15 protein-coding genes are annotated in these 18,628 nt (G+C 57.0%); 5 read left to right on the top strand and 10 right to left on the bottom strand.

Translation table 11 applies throughout. The features are described from left to right. The first annotated feature begins 9 nt into the window (after positions 1-9). Positions 10-783: a hypothetical protein gene (locus tag WMP96_RS08740; RefSeq protein ID WP_301715741.1), complete on the top strand. Its 774-nt coding sequence runs from the start codon at positions 10-12 to the stop codon at positions 781-783. Here WMP96_RS08740 and WMP96_RS08735 read toward each other — a convergent pair. The 3 genes from WMP96_RS08735 to WMP96_RS08725 form a co-directional block, all read right to left on the bottom strand. Beyond that, positions 780-1,853 carry a ferrochelatase gene (locus WMP96_RS08735; RefSeq protein ID WP_340432937.1) on the bottom strand — a complete coding sequence of 358 codons (1,074 nt, stop codon included), beginning with the start codon at positions 1,851-1,853 and terminating at the stop codon, positions 780-782. The two genes, WMP96_RS08740 and WMP96_RS08735, sit on opposite strands and share 4 nt — an antisense overlap. Positions 1,854-1,884: 31 nt before the next feature. After that, positions 1,885-3,336, bottom strand: coding sequence for an NlpC/P60 family protein (locus WMP96_RS08730; RefSeq protein ID WP_340432934.1), 1,452 nt, complete (start codon positions 3,334-3,336; stop codon positions 1,885-1,887). Positions 3,337-5,052: 1,716 nt separating this feature from the next. Beyond that, positions 5,053-5,526, bottom strand: coding sequence for an Rv1476 family membrane protein (locus WMP96_RS08725; protein ID WP_301715738.1), 474 nt, complete (start codon positions 5,524-5,526; stop codon positions 5,053-5,055). Positions 5,527-5,853: 327 nt separating this feature from the next. On the opposite strand from WMP96_RS08725, the gene can reads away from it, so the two are divergent. Both can and WMP96_RS08715 read left to right on the top strand, forming a co-directional pair. Beyond that, positions 5,854-8,667 (top strand): aconitate hydratase, encoded by a 2,814-nt coding sequence (gene can, locus WMP96_RS08720; protein WP_239206858.1) that lies wholly within the window; start codon positions 5,854-5,856, stop codon positions 8,665-8,667. A 190-nt stretch (positions 8,668-8,857) separates the two neighbouring features. Next, positions 8,858-9,433: a TetR/AcrR family transcriptional regulator gene (locus WMP96_RS08715; protein WP_049378160.1), complete on the top strand. Its 576-nt coding sequence runs from the start codon at positions 8,858-8,860 to the stop codon at positions 9,431-9,433. 74 nt (positions 9,434-9,507) lie between these two features. On the opposite strand, the gene WMP96_RS08710 is transcribed toward WMP96_RS08715, so the two are convergent. The 5 genes from WMP96_RS08710 to WMP96_RS08690 form a co-directional block, all read right to left on the bottom strand. Further along, positions 9,508-10,644 (bottom strand): ABC transporter, encoded by a 1,137-nt coding sequence (locus WMP96_RS08710; RefSeq protein ID WP_301715736.1) that lies wholly within the window; start codon positions 10,642-10,644, stop codon positions 9,508-9,510. Further along, positions 10,635-11,327, bottom strand: coding sequence for an energy-coupling factor transporter transmembrane component T family protein (locus WMP96_RS08705; protein ID WP_301715735.1), 693 nt, complete (start codon positions 11,325-11,327; stop codon positions 10,635-10,637). The genes WMP96_RS08710 and WMP96_RS08705 overlap by 10 nt, the downstream gene beginning before the upstream one ends. Further along, a complete protein-coding gene (locus tag WMP96_RS08700; RefSeq protein ID WP_301715786.1) occupies positions 11,327-12,037 on the bottom strand; it encodes an ECF transporter S component in 711 nt (236 codons plus the stop codon). The genes WMP96_RS08705 and WMP96_RS08700 overlap by 1 nt, the downstream gene beginning before the upstream one ends. Before the next feature lie 183 nt (positions 12,038-12,220). Beyond that, positions 12,221-13,186: a nucleoside hydrolase gene (locus WMP96_RS08695; protein ID WP_301715734.1), complete on the bottom strand. Its 966-nt coding sequence runs from the start codon at positions 13,184-13,186 to the stop codon at positions 12,221-12,223. A 21-nt stretch (positions 13,187-13,207) separates the two neighbouring features. Beyond that, positions 13,208-13,882 carry an NAD(P)H-binding protein gene (locus WMP96_RS08690; protein ID WP_239206862.1) on the bottom strand — a complete coding sequence of 225 codons (675 nt, stop codon included), beginning with the start codon at positions 13,880-13,882 and terminating at the stop codon, positions 13,208-13,210. Between the two features lie 102 nt (positions 13,883-13,984). Here WMP96_RS08690 and WMP96_RS08685 point away from each other — a divergent pair, with 102 nt between their 5' ends. Both WMP96_RS08685 and WMP96_RS08680 read left to right on the top strand, forming a co-directional pair. Further along, positions 13,985-14,254 (top strand): ACT domain-containing protein, encoded by a 270-nt coding sequence (locus tag WMP96_RS08685; RefSeq protein WP_049360814.1) that lies wholly within the window; start codon positions 13,985-13,987, stop codon positions 14,252-14,254. Then, on the top strand, positions 14,255-15,619 hold the full coding sequence (locus tag WMP96_RS08680) for a PFL family protein (RefSeq protein ID WP_301715733.1): 1,365 nt from the start codon (positions 14,255-14,257) through the stop codon (positions 15,617-15,619). It abuts the gene before it with no gap. A gap of 24 nt (positions 15,620-15,643) precedes the next feature. Here the strand turns inward: WMP96_RS08680 and WMP96_RS08675 are convergent, their stop codons facing one another. Beyond that, positions 15,644-16,966 carry a DUF2254 domain-containing protein gene (locus tag WMP96_RS08675; protein WP_301715732.1) on the bottom strand — a complete coding sequence of 441 codons (1,323 nt, stop codon included), beginning with the start codon at positions 16,964-16,966 and terminating at the stop codon, positions 15,644-15,646. A 6-nt stretch (positions 16,967-16,972) separates the two neighbouring features. Next, complete coding sequence (locus tag WMP96_RS08670) at positions 16,973-18,604, bottom strand: ABC-F family ATP-binding cassette domain-containing protein (RefSeq protein ID WP_023021517.1); 1,632 nt, start codon at positions 18,602-18,604, stop codon at positions 16,973-16,975. Positions 18,605-18,628: the final 24 nt, after the last annotated feature.

The raw sequence follows: 18,628 nt of genomic DNA, 5'->3' as shown, positions 1-18,628 counted from the left end.
TGGCTCGTCATGGATATGCGCGCCGAAGTATGGTCACCTTTACAAAACACCGCTGTCTGGCTGGGCTCGTGGCTGTGGGGACACGAAACCACCGATGATTTGCTAGATGCTCTTACGGAACTAGGCGGGCGTCCGGAGAGTGTGGATGAAGCACCGTTCGTCGATGTGCTGGCGATGCTGCGCGCAGAGACCGCTGAACTTACCGCGAAGCGCGGTGAGCGCGCGGAACCCGTTGTACGCCTCGCGCTTTCCGGGCCGGGAGAGCCCCCTGCCCTACCCGCAGGATCGGAGTCCTATCACGCAGCTATCCAAAGTTCAGCCGGAGCAATCATAGTTCGCACCAATAATCCCACGCGCAACTTAGTCCTCATACCTCATATCCATAGCAGCCACACCGCGTGGCAGGTGATCGTCGAAAAGCAGCAGCTCCCTGCCCCCGCCTGGCTGAGCCCTGGGGAAGCCGACGCACTGCTTGCTCAAGCAACCAGTGAATCCGCTGACCTTATCGCCGCAACTGGGTATAGCACTGAAGCACTGCCCAACCCCCGCCTCACCGTGGGAACTTTAAGCGACTTTTATGACACCCCCGGCCTTCCCCAATCAACGCCGGCCCGAGCAGCCAAACTCTTCGCCCGCGCCGACCGAGTGGCCGCGATCATCGAAACGGTTACCGACCGCATCAACGATCACAGCCTTGACCCGCAATTACTTCGCTTGTGGCGCCACATCCGGCAGGCCCGCATGACGGGCGTTGCCTATGCACTCGGAGAGTTCGCGCGTTAAAGAGACCAAATATCGCAACATCCCGCCGCACACGGCGCACCATTGATCGTGCACCCTTGCACGGTCACCTGCCCACTGGTTTCCTGCTCGCGGCCATGCTCCAGCTCTTCTATAAGGTCAACCACCATTTCTGCAAACCGAGGGGTCGGGCCTACAGTACGGGTACGCACGACCCTGACCCCCATATCCTCGGCCGCCTTCTGCAGCTCGGAATCGAGATCCCAAATAACCTCCATATGGTCGGAGATGAAACCAATTGGGCAAACCACAACCGTGTCGACACCTTCGTTCTGGTGAATCTCAGTGGTGTGATCAACAATGTCGGGCTCTAGCCACGGAGTGCGTGGATTGCCTGAGCGTGACTGCCATACAAGGTCATAATCGGAAATGCCAGCCTGCAACGCCACCAACCGCGCCGCCTCAGCCACCTGGCGGGAGTAGAGGTTTTTATCGCCTTCCGCGCCGCCAACGTTATCGTGCGCAACGGGGACAGAATGCGCGGTGAACAAAAGCCGGGTAGTCCCCTTCTTATCAGCTGAAACTTGTTCCCAGACCTCCGTTACGGCAGTGGCCATTTCGGCCACAAATTTCGGATGATCAAAGAATTGACGAATCTTCGTGAATTCAATCTCCGGCAGGCCTTGCTGCGCCAGATGCTCGCGCATGCGCTGAATATCTTCGTCATATTGCCGGCACGCGGAGTACCCACCCCATGCGGAGGTGGCAAATACAGCTACTTTACGGATACCGTCCCGAGACATCTGTTCTGCGGTCTCGTCGGCAAAGGGATGCCAATTCCGGTTGCCGAAATAAACCGGTAGATTATGTCCGCGTTTTTTCAGCTCACCGTGGACATGGTCGATAATTTCACGGTTGAGCGCATTGAGCGGACTTACGCCTCCAAAGTGATAATAGTGCTCACCCACCACTTCAAGCCGTTCGCGGGGAATGCCTCGACCACGGGTAACGTTCTCCAAAAACGGAACGACCTCCTCGTTTCCTTCCGGGCCACCGAAAGAAAGGACGAGGAGGGCGTCGAAGTTTTGGGCATTCTGTTGTGCGTCAGTCATGCCCTAAACAATACCAACCAAAAGTTGGGGATTAGAGAAGGCGCACGACGTCGGGAGTAGCACCACCCCAGCGAACTGGAACTACTGAAACAGTCTGACCAGACTGTGGCGCCTCAATCATTTGCCCATCACCTAGGTAGATAGCTACGTGCTGGTTGCCACCAGGACCGTAGAAGATAAGGTCACCGCGCTTCGCGTTGTCGCGAGGAACCTTCTTGCCCTGCTGGTACTGTGCGCCAGTGTAGTGAGGCAGGTCCAGGCCAGCTGCCGCGTAGGCGTACTTTACGAGGCCAGAGCAATCGAAGCCCGACTGGTTGAAATCACCGAAAGAGTCAGCCACTCCGCCATCTCGGAGCCCACCGGTAGGACCATTGTTATCGCCGCCGCCCCAAACATAAGGCACACCAACCTGAGATTCAGCACGGGAAATGACGGCCTCAATCTGAGCATCACGCCCAGCATCTGCGCCCGCAATAGCATCGTCAGACTCCGGCACCTCGTCCACCTCAGCCGCATCAGCGCTAGCAGCGGGTGCAGTGTTCGGGCTTCCCAATCCAAGCAAGTCAGATGAGCCTTGCATGAGGGTGCGCACATCGTCCTCATCAACTGCAGCAGCGATATCATTCGCAAGTCCGAGCGCATCATTTACAGAGGACCCAGTTGCGAAGTCAACGTTCTGGAACGTTGGTGTAGCAGCCTGATTGAGGGCGTTTCCAAATTCAGCTTCCGGAGCGGTACCGCCCTGGTTGATAGCACCTAGCTCTGCCGAATTATTGGACACGTTCGGGTCAGCAGAAACCTGCGGGGCACCCTCCCCAACAACCTCATCAGTAAAGGTCTCTGACTTGATTTCCCCGGTCAAGTTTTCAGGTTTGACTGTGACGGCGTCGGAAGTCTTTTGATTGTCAAGCTCATTAACTGGATTTAGGCCGGTATCAAGCGCGTCCTGCTGAGAGAGCTGAAGACCGCTGTTTACCTCCTGGGATTCCGCTCCCTGCTGGCGAGCAAAAGTTGCCTCCGCAAACCGTTGGGTAGCGTTCAGTCGAGCCTCATTTTGTGCTAACCCTCGGCGCTCTTGGACCACACGATTCTCGGCGTCTCGCTTGTCTTTGTCTGCCTGATCCAACTCGCCCTGCAGGCTAGCAAGGTACTCTTCATTCGCACCTGGATCGTCGCTAACTTGTTCCATTTGGTTCTGGATCCGAGCGATACGATCCTCGGCTTCAGCGACATCAGCTTCCGCTCGACTTAGCTCTGCACGCGAAGCCTCAACAGCCCCCTGCAAAGAGTCTGCGTTGTTAACCGCGCGGTCAATTGCCGCACGCTCTGAGTCGTGTGCTTGGATTACACCAGCATTGTCCGCCGGTGAATCATCAGCGCCTGCTGGCGCTACGGTAGAAAGAGTTGATACGGCTGCGGTACCTACTACTGCAGCAAAGAAAGCGCGAACATGTCGAATGCGCGGAAGGCGAATGGTGGCCACTGAAATACTCCTAGATTGGACCCACACAGTTCCTTTAAGAAGTGCCCATGACCGCTTACGGGCATAGGAATGCCCGGGCTCCCCGCCTGCCTCTTTCGCACAAACGCAGGCGTTATCGCATGCCTAACCGGGGTAACTGGAAAATCGCCTCGAGATAATAAAGATAGGTACGCGAAGCTATTCTCAAGCGCCCGTAGACACTAGAGGGGTAAATGGTTATGGACTGCCTCAATTGGCTAAGACTTCACTCCGGGCGTGTTGTTTCTATGGACCACCCAACAGTCCAGGGACTTTTCGTGCTGTAACTGGAAAACCTGACCTTTATCGCATTCCAGCCGACTGTCTTAAATCGCTACTGTTTCCCCACAACAGCGAAAATCAGACACCTTTGGATCCGGCTGAATTTGTTAAAAGCCTACTCGCCCAAAATCAACAGGCTGGCGCAAAAGGTCTACACATATCCTTTGTTCACAGCAGAAGTTCCCATGACTGCGAAGTCCACTTACTCGTTCGCGATATTTGCGACATACGTTCCAGGATGCGTTTTACAACCCAAGATTCCGCATGCCCCGATCACGTGCTATTGCACTGAGCGCCGTGAGAACTGCTCTACGGGTTCTGGCATGACTCGCCGCGGCGCCGGCTGATTTTGTTAAAAGGTCTAGCCCTTTAAAACAATCCTGAGCCGTCGAGGGCAAGCAGCCACAAACCATGAACAGGCCACACGAAGCTGGCCCTGGCGGAGTGAACAGGAGTTCCTAGCCCCAAAACCCTATGGACCTATCCGTGCGCCCCTTTCGTGGCTCTGAGCTTCGCGCTCTGCCCTATCGAAAGATTCGCACCAAAAGTTCCACACGGTGGAGTTCTAATGAACCCGTCTCACCTCATAAACGGAAGGTGGGTTGATGTTTAATTTTTTCGAACATTGCAATCGCTCAAGTTTTTAACTTGCATCCCCAATCTCTTTCGATGGAGCCCGGTTCATTGACTTCCAAGGACGGCCACTCGATGTTCCATCATTCGCTCGAGGCGTGCTTCCCCACATACCCGTGCGAGTTCTCTCGTGACAGTCAAGGCTAAGCCCATGAACCCAGGAAGCAAGAAATGTCCCCTGAGTCGACACCCGAACCTTACGTCACGACACGCCCGCTTCGCACAATTTTCCCGCAATTCACGTGAGTCAAGTTAATTCGCATGACTCAACATGAGCACCTAACCTGCAATGATTTTGTTACCATCCCGTTATTGTGATTTTAGTCACGCACGAACTGGATGGGCACGCGCGTCAAACCGCCCCCCTGTGGACGGTATGGAAGCAAATTGACCACTCCCCCACCCCGAGTCAACCCCTAAGAGTTGACTCTGTCCCCTCCCCTGCCCTTCCCGCACCTTTCACCGACACCCCTAATCGTTTTGTCATCGGATACGGGCCCCTGCTTCGGCGCCCAACTTTTAGACGCCTTCATCACCCTTACGGATAAACGAGACAGCAACTTGTTTATCGCCGCCCGGCACCTCTAGCCCATCCCCTGGCGGTCTTTACGTAAATTACTTTTCTCCTAAAACGGTTCGCAAAAGTTTCAGCTACTTATCTGAAACTTTTTCGAACAAACCTATTTTCCTACAGTCTCCACCTTGTTCAAGAGGCGTTACTTGGAATCTCGGATCCAGCGCTCAATGTCGAGGCGCCCTGCCTTTCATGCCCCTGGGGTCCGCTTACAGCCCTTCAGACTTGCGTCGGTTTGCCACCATGAAAGAGCTAACCAAGACAAACACAGCAATCACAGCAACCGCACCCACAATTGTTGCCACCGGGAAGCTGATTTGGTCTAGTCCCCCGTAGTACTTAGCCAGTAGGTCCACCTGGTCAAGCCCGGGCGCCAGTTGCGCCTGTACTGACTCAATATCGGCTCGACTATAAGTATCACTGACCGAAGAGACATGCTGTGGGGTCTGGACAATGACTGTGTTCAATCCCGTGGCATCTTGAAGCTCTTGGGCGATGTCGCGGACGTCGGGGGCCCGAACATTCATCACATCAACTACGGCAACACCGTCGCCGTCCCGCAACCCCTTGCTCACATCCGCATTGAGTGTGGCATCGTGGCTAAGCGCCGTGGCCGTATAGGCCACGCCATCGTCTTTGAGCTGATTCGCCAAGTCAGATATATCTACCCCTGCGGGAACCATGCGAATCCCTTCCTTATATATAGGGCCCCTAAACTACTTCTCCCCCAAGATACGGGCAGCTAGAAGCGACCCAACTCCTCAACTCGCCGGTTTTCCCGAAAAGGTGAAACAGAACGCTTGTACTGTTACAATGGCAGCGACCGAAGGTTTTAGCCTCTACAATATCTAGGTGAACCATCGCGTTCTTTGTCGCCTTCAGCACTGCGGGCCCCATGGTCGCGTCCTGTCACTTTAGTGACCGAAGACGCAGAGCACCGCCCCGCGGTAACGACAGACGACGAGTACCAAACAGAACACACTGTTTATCAACAAGGAATGGAGCTCCCTGTGACTGAAAGCTTGAACTCCTTCGAGGCCAAGAAGACCCTTGACGTCAACGGCAAGTCTTATGACTACTTTGACATCAACTCCGTCTCCGGCTTGGAGAAGTTGCCTTACTCCCTCAAGGTGTTAGCAGAGAATCTGCTGCGCCATGAGGACGGCAAGAACGTAACCAAGGACCACATCAACGCCCTGGCAAACTGGGACCCGGAAGCAGAGCCAGACACCGAAATCCAGTTCACCCCAGCACGCGTCCTCATGCAGGACTTCACCGGCGTTCCTTGCGTTGTTGACCTTGCTACCATGCGTGAGGCTGTCTCTGCCTTGGGTGGTACTCCGGATCAGGTCAACCCGCTCAACCCAGCTGAGATGGTTATTGACCACTCCGTCATCGTTGAGGCCTTCGGCTCCACCGATGCACTGGAAAAGAACGTTGAAATTGAGTACCAGCGCAACGAAGAGCGCTACCAGTTCCTTCGCTGGGGTGCTGAGAACTTCTCCAACTTCCGCGTTGTACCTCCAGGAACCGGCATCGTCCACCAGGTAAATATCGAGTACCTGTCCCGCGTTGTATTCGACAACGAGGGCCTTGCTTACCCTGATACCTGTATCGGTACCGACTCCCACACCACCATGGAAAACGGCCTGGGCATTCTTGGCTGGGGCGTTGGCGGCATCGAGGCAGAGGCTGCGATGCTTGGACAGCCGGTATCCATGCTCATCCCGAAGGTCGTCGGCTTCAAGCTGACCGGTGAGATTCCCACCGGCGTTACCGCAACCGACGTCGTACTTACCATCACTGAGATGCTGCGCGAGCACGGCGTTGTCCAGAAGTTCGTAGAATTCTACGGCAACGGCGTCAAGTCCGTTCCGCTGGCTAACCGCGCCACCATCGGCAACATGTCCCCTGAGTTCGGTTCCACCGCGGCAATCTTCCCAATTGATGAGGAGACCACCAAGTACCTCGAGCTCACCGGACGCCCACAGGAGCAGATTGACCGCGTTGAAGCATACGCCAAGGCGCAGGGAATGTGGCTGGAAGAGGATGCCCCGGAGTCAAAGTACTCCGAGTACCTCGAGCTGGACCTGTCCACCGTCGTTCCTTCCATTGCTGGTCCAAAGCGCCCGCAGGACCGTATCCTGCTGACCGAGGCCAAGGAGCAGTTCCGCAAGGATTTGGCTAACTACACCACCGACGAGGTTTGCGTCGACGAAACCTCTGTTGAGGCAAAGCGCATGTCCGCAGAAGGCGGCGCTCCGGCCATGGAAGACGTCACCGGCGGTTTGAACAAGGCCCGCGAAGGCCACGGCGAGTCCTCCGCTCTTGGTGCAAAGGGCCGTCACTCCAACCCGATTACCGTTGAGTCCCAGAATGGTGGCGAGTTCACCTTGGACCACGGCATGGTTGCTATCGCCTCCATCACTTCCTGTACCAACACCTCTAACCCATCCGTGATGGTGGGCGCAGGTCTTATTGCTCGCAAGGCAGCAGAAAAGGGCCTCCAGTCCAAGCCGTGGGTTAAGACCATCTGTGCCCCTGGTTCCCAGGTTGTTGATGGTTACTTCCAGCGTGCAGATCTCTGGAAGGACCTCGAGGCAATGGGCTTCTACCTCTCCGGTTTCGGTTGCACCACCTGTATCGGTAACTCCGGCCCATTGCCGGATGAGGTATCCGCAGCCATCAATGAAAATGACCTTGCCGCCACCGCGGTACTTTCCGGTAACCGCAACTTCGAGGGCCGCATCTCTCCGGACGTCAAGATGAACTACTTGGCATCCCCAATCATGGTCATTGCCTACGCCATTGCCGGCACCATGGACTTTGACTTTGATGCACAGCCCCTGGGTCAGGATAAGGAAGGCAACGATGTCTACCTGAAGGACATCTGGCCATCCCCGCAGGAGATCGAGGACACCATTCAGTCTGCCATCTCTCGTGAGATGTACGAGGCTGACTACGCCGACGTCTTCAAGGGCGACGATGCCTGGCGCAACTTGGATGTGCCGGAAGGCGAGACCTTCAAGTGGGATGAGGATTCCACCTACATCCGCAAGGCTCCTTACTTCGATGGCATGCCTACCGAGCCAAACCCGCTTGAAGACATCAAGGGGGCGCGCGTTCTGGCGAAGCTCGGCGATTCCGTCACTACCGACCACATCTCCCCCGCTTCCGCTATTAAGCCGGGCACCCCGGCTGCGCAGTACCTTGATGAAAACGGCGTTGCACGCAAGGACTACAACTCCCTGGGCTCTCGCCGTGGTAACCACGAGGTCATGATGCGCGGTACCTTTGCGAATATTCGCCTGGCTAACCAGCTGGTCGATGTCACTGGTGGCTACACCCGTGACTTTACCCAGGAAGGCGGCCCACAGGCCTTCATCTTCGATGCTTGCCAGAACTATAAGGAAGCCGGCATTCCGCTGGTAGTCATCGCTGGTAAGGAGTACGGCACTGGTTCCTCCCGTGACTGGGCTGCAAAGGGCACCAACCTGCTTGGCGTAAAGGCTGTAATCACTGAGTCCTTCGAGCGCATCCACCGCTCCAACCTGATCGGCATGGGCGTTATCCCACTGCAGTTCCCACAGGGCGAGTCCCACGAGTCCTTGGGACTGGATGGCACTGAAACCTTCGATATTGAGGGCATCACCGCCTTCAATGAAGGCTCCATCCCGAAGACCGTCCACGTCACCGCCACCAAGGAGTCCGGCGAAACCGTCGAGTTTGACGCTGACGTCCGCATTGACACCCCGGGTGAGGCTGACTACTTCCGCCACGGCGGCATCCTGCAGTACGTCCTGCGCCAGATGGTCAAGAGCTAGGCGCTTTCCGCACACTCCTTAGGCCCCTGAAGGGGCTAAGGGCTTAGGTTCGGTCGATAACGCGGGGTTGCACCGCCCTCCCCAGTAGAGGGCGCTGCGGCCCCGCGTTTCGTCGCATAGATTTTATTCTTATTCAAAATTACTGATTTATTATTCTTTAGACGTTCCCCATGAAGGAGAGTTGCCTACTATGCCAATCGTCAGCGAATCTGAACTCAGCCGCCGTCGGCACGACATTCTCGTAGGCGCTCGCCGGTGTTTTGCAGAGCACGGGTACGAGGGAGCTACAGTTCGTCTACTAGAACAGGCAACGGGCAAGTCCCGCGGCGCAATCTTTCACCACTTCGGTGACAAAGAGTCTCTCTTTCTTGCCTTGGCGCAAGAAGATGCCGCTCGTCAGGCCGAGGTCGTAGCCCACAATGGCTTGGTTGAAGTAATGCGTGAGATGCTCCAACATCCTGAGCGTCACGATTGGCTAGCCACTCGCTTGGAAATCACATCCCTCCTCCGCACTGATCCTTCCTTCGCCGCTAGGTGGAAGGAAAACCAGTCGGTTCGTGGCGAGGCCGTGCGCGCACGCTTGGCGTCAAATGCGGACAAGGGCCGCCTGCGCGATGATGTTGAAATCGACACCTTGGCTATCTATCTAGAGGTGTTTATGGATGGGTTCATCAACCGGCTCGCCTTGGGCGAAACCGCAGAGCTGGAAAAAGTCCTTGACTTAGTAGAGCAATCTATCCGTGGCGGTCAGGCGGATCTGTCTTAATCCCGTCTGAACAGTCCTGCTCCCGGCTGCTTGTTACTTGAAACGCGCAATAGCCGGGAGCTTTTTGCATGGGCTCAGCGGCGCGGTGACGGTAATTTCTCTTCCGTGACTTGGGCATAGGTCGATATTTCCGCCACAAACTGCGGATCATGGCAAGTAACCACTAAGGCACTGCCGGACTGTAGGCCGTAGTGGATTAGTTGGTGCATGAGCCATCGGTCCGCGGCGGAAAGCAAGGTATCTGGCTCGTCGAGCAGCACCTTCTGGCGGTGCTGCCCAATAACGTGGGCCACTTGCGCAAGCCGCAGGCGTGATGATGACAAATCTAAGGGATGATCAGCAGGATTTAATCCCAGCAGGTTGCGCAAAGCTTCATTGGGTACAAATTCCTCCACCGTGGAAAATGCCGCCTGGTCAAACGGCGACTGCATAGCAAGGGCGGGAAGATTTCGTACAACTCCCCCGCCATCAAGCCCGGCGGCGGCGCGCAAGAGCGACGTTTTACCGCTACCATTATTGCCGCGCAACCATGTCACCCCGGCTTCCACGGTGGGGATTTCTACGGGGCCGACGCTAAAAGTTGTTCCGGTGGGCTGGGAAAATTGCCACCACCTTTTCTTCTTTGGTCCTCGCTGGGCAATTAGCGGGCCTATGCTCCCCTGCCGCCCGCGCGCATATACCCGCGGCAGGTTGAGGGGTGCTACGAGTGGTTCTGTTCCTATGATTTCTCCGCCTAGCTCTGGCCAGGTAGTACTCGATACGGCAATAACGCAGGTATGCGGCATTGCCTGCAGAAGGTTAATCACTTGTGCGCGCGACTCTGAATCGAGGCCAGCTGCGGGTTCACAAATGATCATGATCGCGGGCTCGCGGATGGCCACACAGGCTGCGGCTAATCTGCGAGTTTGGCCACCAGACAGCTGCGCGGGGTCATGTTCACAGTAGGCAGAAAGGCCCACTGCGCTAAGCATATGCTCCCCGCGGACTTGCATCTCCTCCGCAGGCACACCCGCGTTTTCCAGGCCTAGTACTACTTCTTCAATACAGGTCTCGCGCAGGAAACTAATTTGTGCGGAAGCATCCGTGCCGATGATTGCTGCGGTGGATAAAGATTCCGCTAGCTGCGCCGCAACATCTTCTACTGCTTTATCAGGATCGACGAGTACCTGGATGATGGCCCCAGGGGTAGGGCGAAGGTGGGCTAGATCCATCTAGCAATCACCACCGCAAGGCACACTAGCGGGATGAGGAAGCGTAAGACTCGGGACAACCTGGAATCGGCAACGGGCCGCAATAAGCTGCGTTGCCCTTCCTGGTCGAACCCGATGGCGGCCAGGGCTTGGCCGCGTTGAGTTCCTTGGATGAGGAGGCGAGCGATGACAGGAATAATGACGCGAGAGATAGTATTGCGCCAGGTTATGGTGATTCCGGCCAATTGGTTGGCTTCACGGACGCATCGCCAGGCATGCGCACCTTGGGGCAAGGTCTGTAGGGAGGAACCAACCACATACGCCACCTTGTGTCCGGCGCGGGAGATTTGCAGCCATTTGGCGATATCCGCGATGCGCAGCGCCGCCATTGCTGCGATGAAGCAGGCCATGAGCGCACAGAAGCGGAGGCTGAGGCTACCGGCGAGCATCAGGCCGTCGGCAGTAAGCAAAGGCGCAACTGGGGTGTCCCCGTAGGGAGCATGAATGACCAGCATGGAAAGGGCCGCTGGCACGCTCAGTGCAACCGTAGTCAAAATCACGGAGGCGTTGCGGGTAGATACAGTGCCGCTGGCAAGGGCAACGAGCATGACGCTTGCCGACGCCACTGGGGTGTTCAGCGCCAAGGTAAGGATCCAGCCGCAGGCCGCAATGGTGACTACGGTGGCAGGATGAAGGCGACTCATCAGCGTGGCTGCAGCGATTCACGGGTGCGTTGCGGCAAAGCTTTTACCGCTGCCCAGACGATGAGGAAAACCAGCGCTTTATCCAGGGGATCTGAGATGAAGGACTGCAGGGTAACCGAGGCGATAAGGGAATTGCCCAGCTCACGGAAGAGCGAAACAACCGCGCCCGTACCAAGACCCGCAGTACCGCCATAAACAAAGGCAGCGACAGGGGCGGCGAGCATGCCGGAGACAATGCCAATGACGGCGCCACTGAGAATGACCCACCATACCTTGGTAAATGCGCCCTTCTTGATGACGAATCCGGAGAGGAATCCCGTGGCGGCGGACACTGCAGCGAAAGGCAAAGCCGCGGGGTTGAGCAAGCCCCAGACGACAGAAGACAGCGTGCCGGTAGCCAAGCCAGCAATGGGACCGGCAAGCGCGGCTACCAGGATAGTTCCCACGGAATCGATATAGAGAGGGATGCCGATTGAACCAATGATTTCACCAACGACAATATTAAGGACCAGCGCCACCGGGATGATGGCAATGGTACGCGCTGGTAAAGTCGGCACGGTGCCGGCAAGCAGGAGCGCGGCGCCGATAAGATAGCCGCTCAGGGTAACGAGCGCTTCAGTCGAACCAGCAACAGAATGCCAGTCCGTGGGGCGCAAAAGCACCAGGTAAATCCAAGTCGCGGCTACGATTAATGCACCCGCGATGACCATGGCCTTGCGGGCGGGGGCGAGAGAAAGCTGTGACACAATAAAAGTCCAAATCCATAAATAGAAAAAAGGGCATAGAAAAACGCCGACCGCGGATGGTGCTGCTTTCCTATGTCACCTCGGAAAGCGATCCCGCACGGCACGTGCGCCGCGGATAATAGTAGAGGTTCTGCTCATTAAAAGCCACTAGCGTGAAGCCAATAGTGTAAACCCCCGCAGACATTCTTGATGCGCGGCTTCCATATCTGCGCTCGTAACCAGTCGTGCGTTGTGGGCCCGGCCCCAGTGGTTTCGCAAGTCCGCAACGCTCGTCCCCCGCAATAGCGGCGATTCCGCTTCGACATCAACGGTAGTCTCTACAACGTCAAAGTCGATCTGCCCCAAGGCGATCATGCACGTCAAAAGGTCGTGGATTTGGGCCTGATAGCCTTCCCCCTGCGCTTGGTGGAATTCAAAATAGTAGCGCAACACATCCGGCAGGATTTGTGCCATAGGGTGTCCGTGCAACAATTCCATGACCGCTTCTAGGCGCTGTGGGGTAATGAGAAACTGCTCTGTTAGCTCAAGCGAACATAGTGTGGTGGGAACGCGCGGGGCAGATGAATGAAAGTGCTGGGCGGCGGCGTGCGGATCAACCCAAAAGTTCCATTCCGCGGTCGGGGTGGTATTTCCCCGGTAGTTAACCGCGCCGCCCATGATGGTAATGGCGCCAAACTGCGCGACGGCTTCACTATGGGCTTTTTCAAATGCTGCAAGATTGGTGACCGGCCCGGTAACAATCAACTGCAGATCGTGATGAGCGGCTAGTGCTTCTTTCCATAGTCGCTGCCAATCGCGGTGGTGCAGCGTGGTAGTAGGTGCAGTGGCATAGCCCAATCCCGTCGGACCATGGGTCTCAGGGGTTGTGGTGAGATCTACCTTCAAGGGACGGGGCAAGCCGGGGGCTACGGGGACATCGGCAAGCGAGCACAAATCCAGGATCCAGCGGGCATTGGCCGCAGTCTCATAGGCCTCGGCGTTGCCGGCTGTGGTGGTAACTCCCACCAGCTCAATATCCCCGGCATGATGAAGACCCGCCAAGTACATCAGGGCGAGGCAATCATCTATGCCGGGGTCACAATCAATTAAAACAGCTGGAGGCGTGGCAATCATAGTGCCAGCCAGTCTAACGCCTTACTTGATGGAGCTCACCGGATTGTCGCCATCAACAAAGGCGAGCGGGGATTCCGGCAGGGTTTCGCGGCCGAGGGCCTCGACAATGACATCGGCGACCAGCTCGCGCGAAGAAGTCATGGACTCCTTTAGCGCCTTATCCTCGATCTGCTCCAGCCCCTGTGCTGGCTCCTCGGTCAGCATCGCTGGCTTGAGGATAAGGTGTGGAAACTCTGCCTGAGCAAGGCGATTGTCCACTTCCTTCTTGGACTCAACGTAGGCATACCACTTCTCGTCGGCGGGATCCGTGGTGGCCTCCTGAGAACCGACATAGGAAATCATGAGGTAGGTAGGCAGATTCTCGCCTTCTTGCTGCAACTTCTCCATCGCGTCAACGGTAGCGAGAGCACCATCGCGATCCACGGCCCACGTAAGGTCTGCCCCACCGCGGCCGCCGTTGCCAGCGCCCCACACTACGGCGTCATAAGCGGCGAAAAGCTCCGCCCACTGCGCAACGGTCTGCTCAGTAATATCGGCCAATACTGGGGTCGCGCCGAGCTTTTCAATCTCAGACTTCTGCTCAGGGTTGCGGATAAGGGAGTGGACCTCGTGGCCGGCCTCCACCAGCTTTGGGGCGGCCAACAGGCCGACCTTGCCATGTCCACCGATGTACAGAATCTTCTTCTTATCAGTCATACTTCCCCACCGTAACAACGCAGCCTCTTTTCCGCAGCGCCTCGGCCATCGCTGGTGGCAAAATGGCGGCGGTAGCTGCAGCGAGCAGATAGAATTGCACGCATGTATGCCATTATGACTGTCACCGGAGCCGATAGCACCGGCATTATCGCCGCGGTGACCACTACCCTTGCCCAACTCGATATCAACGTCATTGACGTCTCCCAAACGCTCATGGGCGGCTACTTCACCATGATTCTGCGCGTCGAATTTGATGCGGAGAAGGTCTCCATCCAGACCATCAAGGAGCATATGCGCCCCGTGGCGGAAGAAAAGCACCAGTCCATCCGCATTCAGTCCGAAGACCTCTTCACCGCCATGAATGAGATTTAAATGAACACGCGTTTTAATACCACTAATATCTTGGACACCATCGAGATGATTGAGAACTATCGTCTCGATATCCGCACCGTAACCATGGGCATCTCGCTCCTTGGATGTACCCGATCCACCATGGAAGCTACCTGCCAGGCCATCTATGACCGCGTCACGCAGCAGGCCGGGCGCCTAGTGGAGGTATGCGAAGGCATCGAGGGCGAGCTGGGTATCCCCATCGTGAATAAGCGCATCTCCGTCACCCCAATATCCTTGGTAGTAGCCGGTGTAGCAGGAAACCCCGTCGACGCCGCAAAGGCACTGGACAAGGCAGCCAAGGAGGTAGGAGTCAACTTCGTAGGCGGCTATTCCGCTCTGGTAGAAAAGGGCGCGACCACCGCGGAACAAAAGCTCATCAGTTCCATTCCAGAAGCGCTAGCTACGACTGACGTCGTGTGTTCCTCCGTCAATATCGCCAGCTCCCGCGCCGGTATCAACATGGATGCGGCAAGGAAGATGGGCGAGGTTATCAAGGAAGCCGCCGAGCTGACCAAGGACAATTCCGCCATTGCCTGCGCCAAGCTGGTGGTCTTTGCTAACTCTGTGGGTGACAACCCATTTATGGCCGGCGCGTTCCACGGCATCGAAGAACCCGATTGCGTAGTCTCCGTCGGCGTTTCTGGCCCAGGTGTTGTCGACCGCGCCTTGGGATCACTTGAAGGGGCGAGCCTGGACCAGGTAGCGGAAGAAGTGAAGAAGGCCGCTTTCAAGATCACCCGCGCCGGGCAACTGGTGGGCACCATGGCTTCCGAGCGCCTTGGCGTGCCCTTCGGAATCATCGACCTTTCGCTTGCCCCTACTGCCGAATTGGGAGATTCGGTGGCCCACATCCTTGAGCACATGGGCCTAGACCAGGTAGGCACGCACGGTACAACCGCTGCTTTGGCTCTGCTTAACGACGCCGTAAAGAAGGGCGGCATGATGGCCTGCTCCCGCGTCGGCGGTCTGTCTGGATCCTTCATCCCAGTCTCCGAGGATAAGGGCATGATCGATGCGGTTAAGTCCGGCTCTATCTCCATGGACAAGCTGGAGGCCATGACCGCCATTTGCTCGGTGGGTTTTGACATGATTGCGCTGCCGGGCGATACCTCGGCCGCGACCATTTCGGGCATGATTGCTGACGAGGCCGCCATCGGCGTGATGAATCATAAGACCACGGCGGTACGCGTGATCCCGGTTCCTGGCGCCCAGGTGGGCGACGAGGTGAGCTTCGGCGGCCTCCTGGGCTACGCACCGGTAATCCCGGTCAATAAAGTGGGTAATGCGCAGTTCATTAACCGCGGCGGCTTCATCCCCGCCCCAGTGCATGGATTCCGCAACTAAGGAGAGCGGCAACCGCGCCGCGGACTAGGCCGCGGCGTGCTCTTCGCCAGGTTTTTCCGACTCCGCCCATTCGGCTAAGTTGGCCTGGAAGTGCTGGTAAGAAGACTCCAGCTGGTGTCGCTCCACCTCGCCACCGACTTGGCGGCGGGCATCGGAGAAGATGGCCCGGGCGGCGTCGGCAAGCACGCCCCGGCGCTCAGCAGTACGCAACAGGGCAACGACCTTGGCCAAGTTATCCAGCAGGCTAAGGTAGATTTCTGCATTATCTGCCGCATCGCGCCGAATCTGCGCGAACATCGCCTCAACAATTTCCTCGTAGCTAAAGGTTTGATAATCGAGCCGGAATTGCCCAGCCACGTGCACAATGCCCTGCGGCAACCGCTTATCCCCAATCACGGTAAGAATCTGGGTAAAGCGGTCAATGATGTCTATGACCGTATAGGGGTCATTGACGCCGGTGCTCAAAGCGCGGGCGGCGATTTCCGCGAGGTGCCGGGCGGTAAATCGTGGGTCGTGGGCCGAGGCATTTTCGCGGTGCTGCGTGAGCACGATGTGACGCTCAATATCTTCCGGCAAATGCGGCACGCCGTGTGCGATGACCTCTCCTTCCAGCACCAAGTCTCCCGGTGCCACGCCCAGGTGCACCGCGCAGTTCTCCTGCGCCGCCGCCTGCGCGATGGCGTCATAATCCACGAATTTAAGGTAACCAGTCTCGCTGCTGCGCCGCTTCTCCGCAGCTTCGTAAAATTCCGGCCCCGGCGCCTTAGCCTCCTTTTCCTGCTCGCCGCGCTGGATAAGTCGGCGCATGTGGTCCTCTACGTCTTGTGCAACTACGTGAACCACGTGGGACATGCTGATCGATTGCGCAATATGCACAATGAAGTAGATAAGGAACACCACGCACGCGAGGGCCAGCAGAACCGTCACCGCCACGTTCAATGAAGGAACGTGCTCTTCTTCCCCATCGCCGCCAGTGCGCACCGCGCGGAGGGACAGCAGCGCAAAGGTGAAAGTGGCAAGATAGATCGCCAAAGTAGATTGGATGGAGCGGTCTTTTAAAAACTCATGTAAAAGGCGTGGGCCCATCACCGTGACCACACCAGATAGTGCGGTCAGCGTGATGAAGAAGACTGTGCCGGCCAATGACAGCGAGGACGTAGCTACGGCGCTCAAAATGCCCTGCGCGCTATCAGCGCTGCCATCATAAAAAGGCGTGGCTGCCACATCGAACTTGCTACCAATCGCAATAAGCAGCTCCGCACCCACTGCGGCGATCGCCACCGCCACAGCTGGGATAAGCCAAAATTTCTCCCGCCAGGCGGGCATCCTCTCCAGCAGCGTCTTCATATGCTCCTACGCTAGCTCCACAATTTCCATATAGTCATCGGACCACAAATCTTCGTCACCATCGGGCATGATGATGACGCGTTCTGGGTCCAAGGCCTTAACCGCACCCGGGTCGTGTGTTACCAGCACCACAGCACCGGTGTAGGTCTTGAGCGCATCAAGCACCTGCTCGCGCGAAATCGGATCCAGGTTATTCGTCGGCTCATCCAGCAGCAGCACATTCGCGCGGCTAGAGACCAGCGCGGCCAAGGCTAGGCGCGTCTTCTCACCGCCGGATAGAGTGCCCGCGGGTTGTTCCAACTTCTCGCCGGAGAACATGAAGGCACCAAGCAGACTACGCAGTTCCTGCTGATCCGCGTCTGGGCAGGCGTCAATGGTGTTTTGCCATACAGACTTATCCGGATCGATGGTGTCGTGTTCCTGCGCAAAATAGCCGATCCGCAAGCCGTGGCCGCTGACGATGCCACCTTCACCGTCGGTGCGCTCCACTCCGGCCAGCAATTTCAACAGCGTGGTCTTACCCGCGCCGTTATAGCCCAGCACCACTACTCTTGACCCTTTATCGATGGCCAAATCCACCCCGGCGAAGACCTCTAGGGAGCCGTACATTTTGGTCAGCCCCTTAGCATTCATGGGTGTCTTACCGCACGGAGCCGGCTCGGGGAACTTGATATTGGCCACCTTATCGGCCACCCGTACCTCGTCGAGCTGGCTCATCATGCGTTCAGCGCGGTGGAGCATCTGCTTGGCCGCGGCGGCCTTCGTTGCCTTGGCGCCCAACTTAGCGGCTTGCTTTTGCAGTGCGGATGCTTTCTTTTCCGCATTGGCCCGCTCTCGGCGACGGCGCGCTTCATCGGTAGCACGAGCATCGAGGTATTTCTTATACCCCATGTTGTATACATCGGCCTCGCCGCGAACCGCATCGAGGAACCACACCTTATTACACACGGCCTCAAGCAGCTCGACGTCGTGAGAAATCATAATGAGCCCGCCCTCATGCTTGGACAGGAATTGGCGGAGCCACGTAATAGAATCCGCGTCCAAGTGGTTCGTCGGCTCATCGAGGAGCAGGGTGGTCTGGGATTTTCCGGACCCCTCGGTAGCGGCAAAGAGAATTTGCGCTAGCTCCACGCGGCGGCGCTGACCACCCGAGAGAGTTTTGAGTTGCTGGTCTAGGACGCGCTGCGGCAGACCCAAATTATCGCATATTTGCGCGCACTCGGAGTCGGCTTCATAGCCGCCAAGCGACTCGAATTGCTCCTCCAAGCGGGAGTATTTCCGGATGGCCTTATCCCGGAACTTATCGTCAGTGGCCGATTCCATAAGCTCTTGTTGCTTGGCCATGCGGCGCTTGAGATCATCCAAACCGCGGGCGGAGAGAACGCGCTCTCGCGCCGTCTGTTCAATATTTCCTTCGCGGGAATCCTGGGGCAAATAACCAATGGGGCCCGAACGAGTAACTGAGCCGCCATAGGGCTCGGTCTCCCCTGCCAAAATGCGCATAGTCGTCGTCTTGCCCGCGCCGTTGCGGCCGATAAGCCCGATGCGGTCACCGGGTTGCACACGCAAGTGCTGCCCTGGGGCTTCGAGAAGCGTGCGCGCTCCTACCCTGACTTCGAAATCATTGGTTACAATCACGAAGAAACAGTCTAGCAATTGACG

It is taken from the genome of Corynebacterium sp. KPL4035, from assembly GCF_037908325.1.
Classification (GTDB): domain Bacteria; phylum Actinomycetota; class Actinomycetes; order Mycobacteriales; family Mycobacteriaceae; genus Corynebacterium; species Corynebacterium kefirresidentii.
The sequence above is the reverse complement of the archived record's forward strand: the minus strand, read 5'-3'. Positions and strand labels throughout refer to the sequence as shown.

What these genes read in the sequence shown, in the direction of transcription:
- WMP96_RS08740 (WP_301715741.1), top strand. Translation starts at nt 10, where the DNA reads ATGGATATGCGCGCCGAAGTATGGTCACCTTTACAAAACACCGCTGTC.
- WMP96_RS08735 (WP_340432937.1), bottom strand. Translation starts at nt 1,853, where the DNA reads ATGACTGACGCACAACAGAATGCCCAAAACTTCGACGCCCTCCTCGTC.
- WMP96_RS08725 (WP_301715738.1), bottom strand. Translation starts at nt 5,526, where the DNA reads ATGGTTCCCGCAGGGGTAGATATATCTGACTTGGCGAATCAGCTCAAA.
- WMP96_RS08715 (WP_049378160.1), top strand. Translation starts at nt 8,858, where the DNA reads ATGCCAATCGTCAGCGAATCTGAACTCAGCCGCCGTCGGCACGACATT.
- WMP96_RS08710 (WP_301715736.1), bottom strand. Translation starts at nt 10,644, where the DNA reads ATGGATCTAGCCCACCTTCGCCCTACCCCTGGGGCCATCATCCAGGTA.
- WMP96_RS08705 (WP_301715735.1), bottom strand. Translation starts at nt 11,327, where the DNA reads ATGAGTCGCCTTCATCCTGCCACCGTAGTCACCATTGCGGCCTGCGGC.
- WMP96_RS08700 (WP_301715786.1), bottom strand. Translation starts at nt 12,037, where the DNA reads ATGGTCATCGCGGGTGCATTAATCGTAGCCGCGACTTGGATTTACCTG.
- WMP96_RS08695 (WP_301715734.1), bottom strand. Translation starts at nt 13,186, where the DNA reads ATGATTGCCACGCCTCCAGCTGTTTTAATTGATTGTGACCCCGGCATA.
- WMP96_RS08690 (WP_239206862.1), bottom strand. Translation starts at nt 13,882, where the DNA reads ATGACTGATAAGAAGAAGATTCTGTACATCGGTGGACATGGCAAGGTC.
- WMP96_RS08685 (WP_049360814.1), top strand. Translation starts at nt 13,985, where the DNA reads ATGTATGCCATTATGACTGTCACCGGAGCCGATAGCACCGGCATTATC.
- WMP96_RS08680 (WP_301715733.1), top strand. Translation starts at nt 14,255, where the DNA reads ATGAACACGCGTTTTAATACCACTAATATCTTGGACACCATCGAGATG.
- WMP96_RS08675 (WP_301715732.1), bottom strand. Translation starts at nt 16,966, where the DNA reads ATGAAGACGCTGCTGGAGAGGATGCCCGCCTGGCGGGAGAAATTTTGG.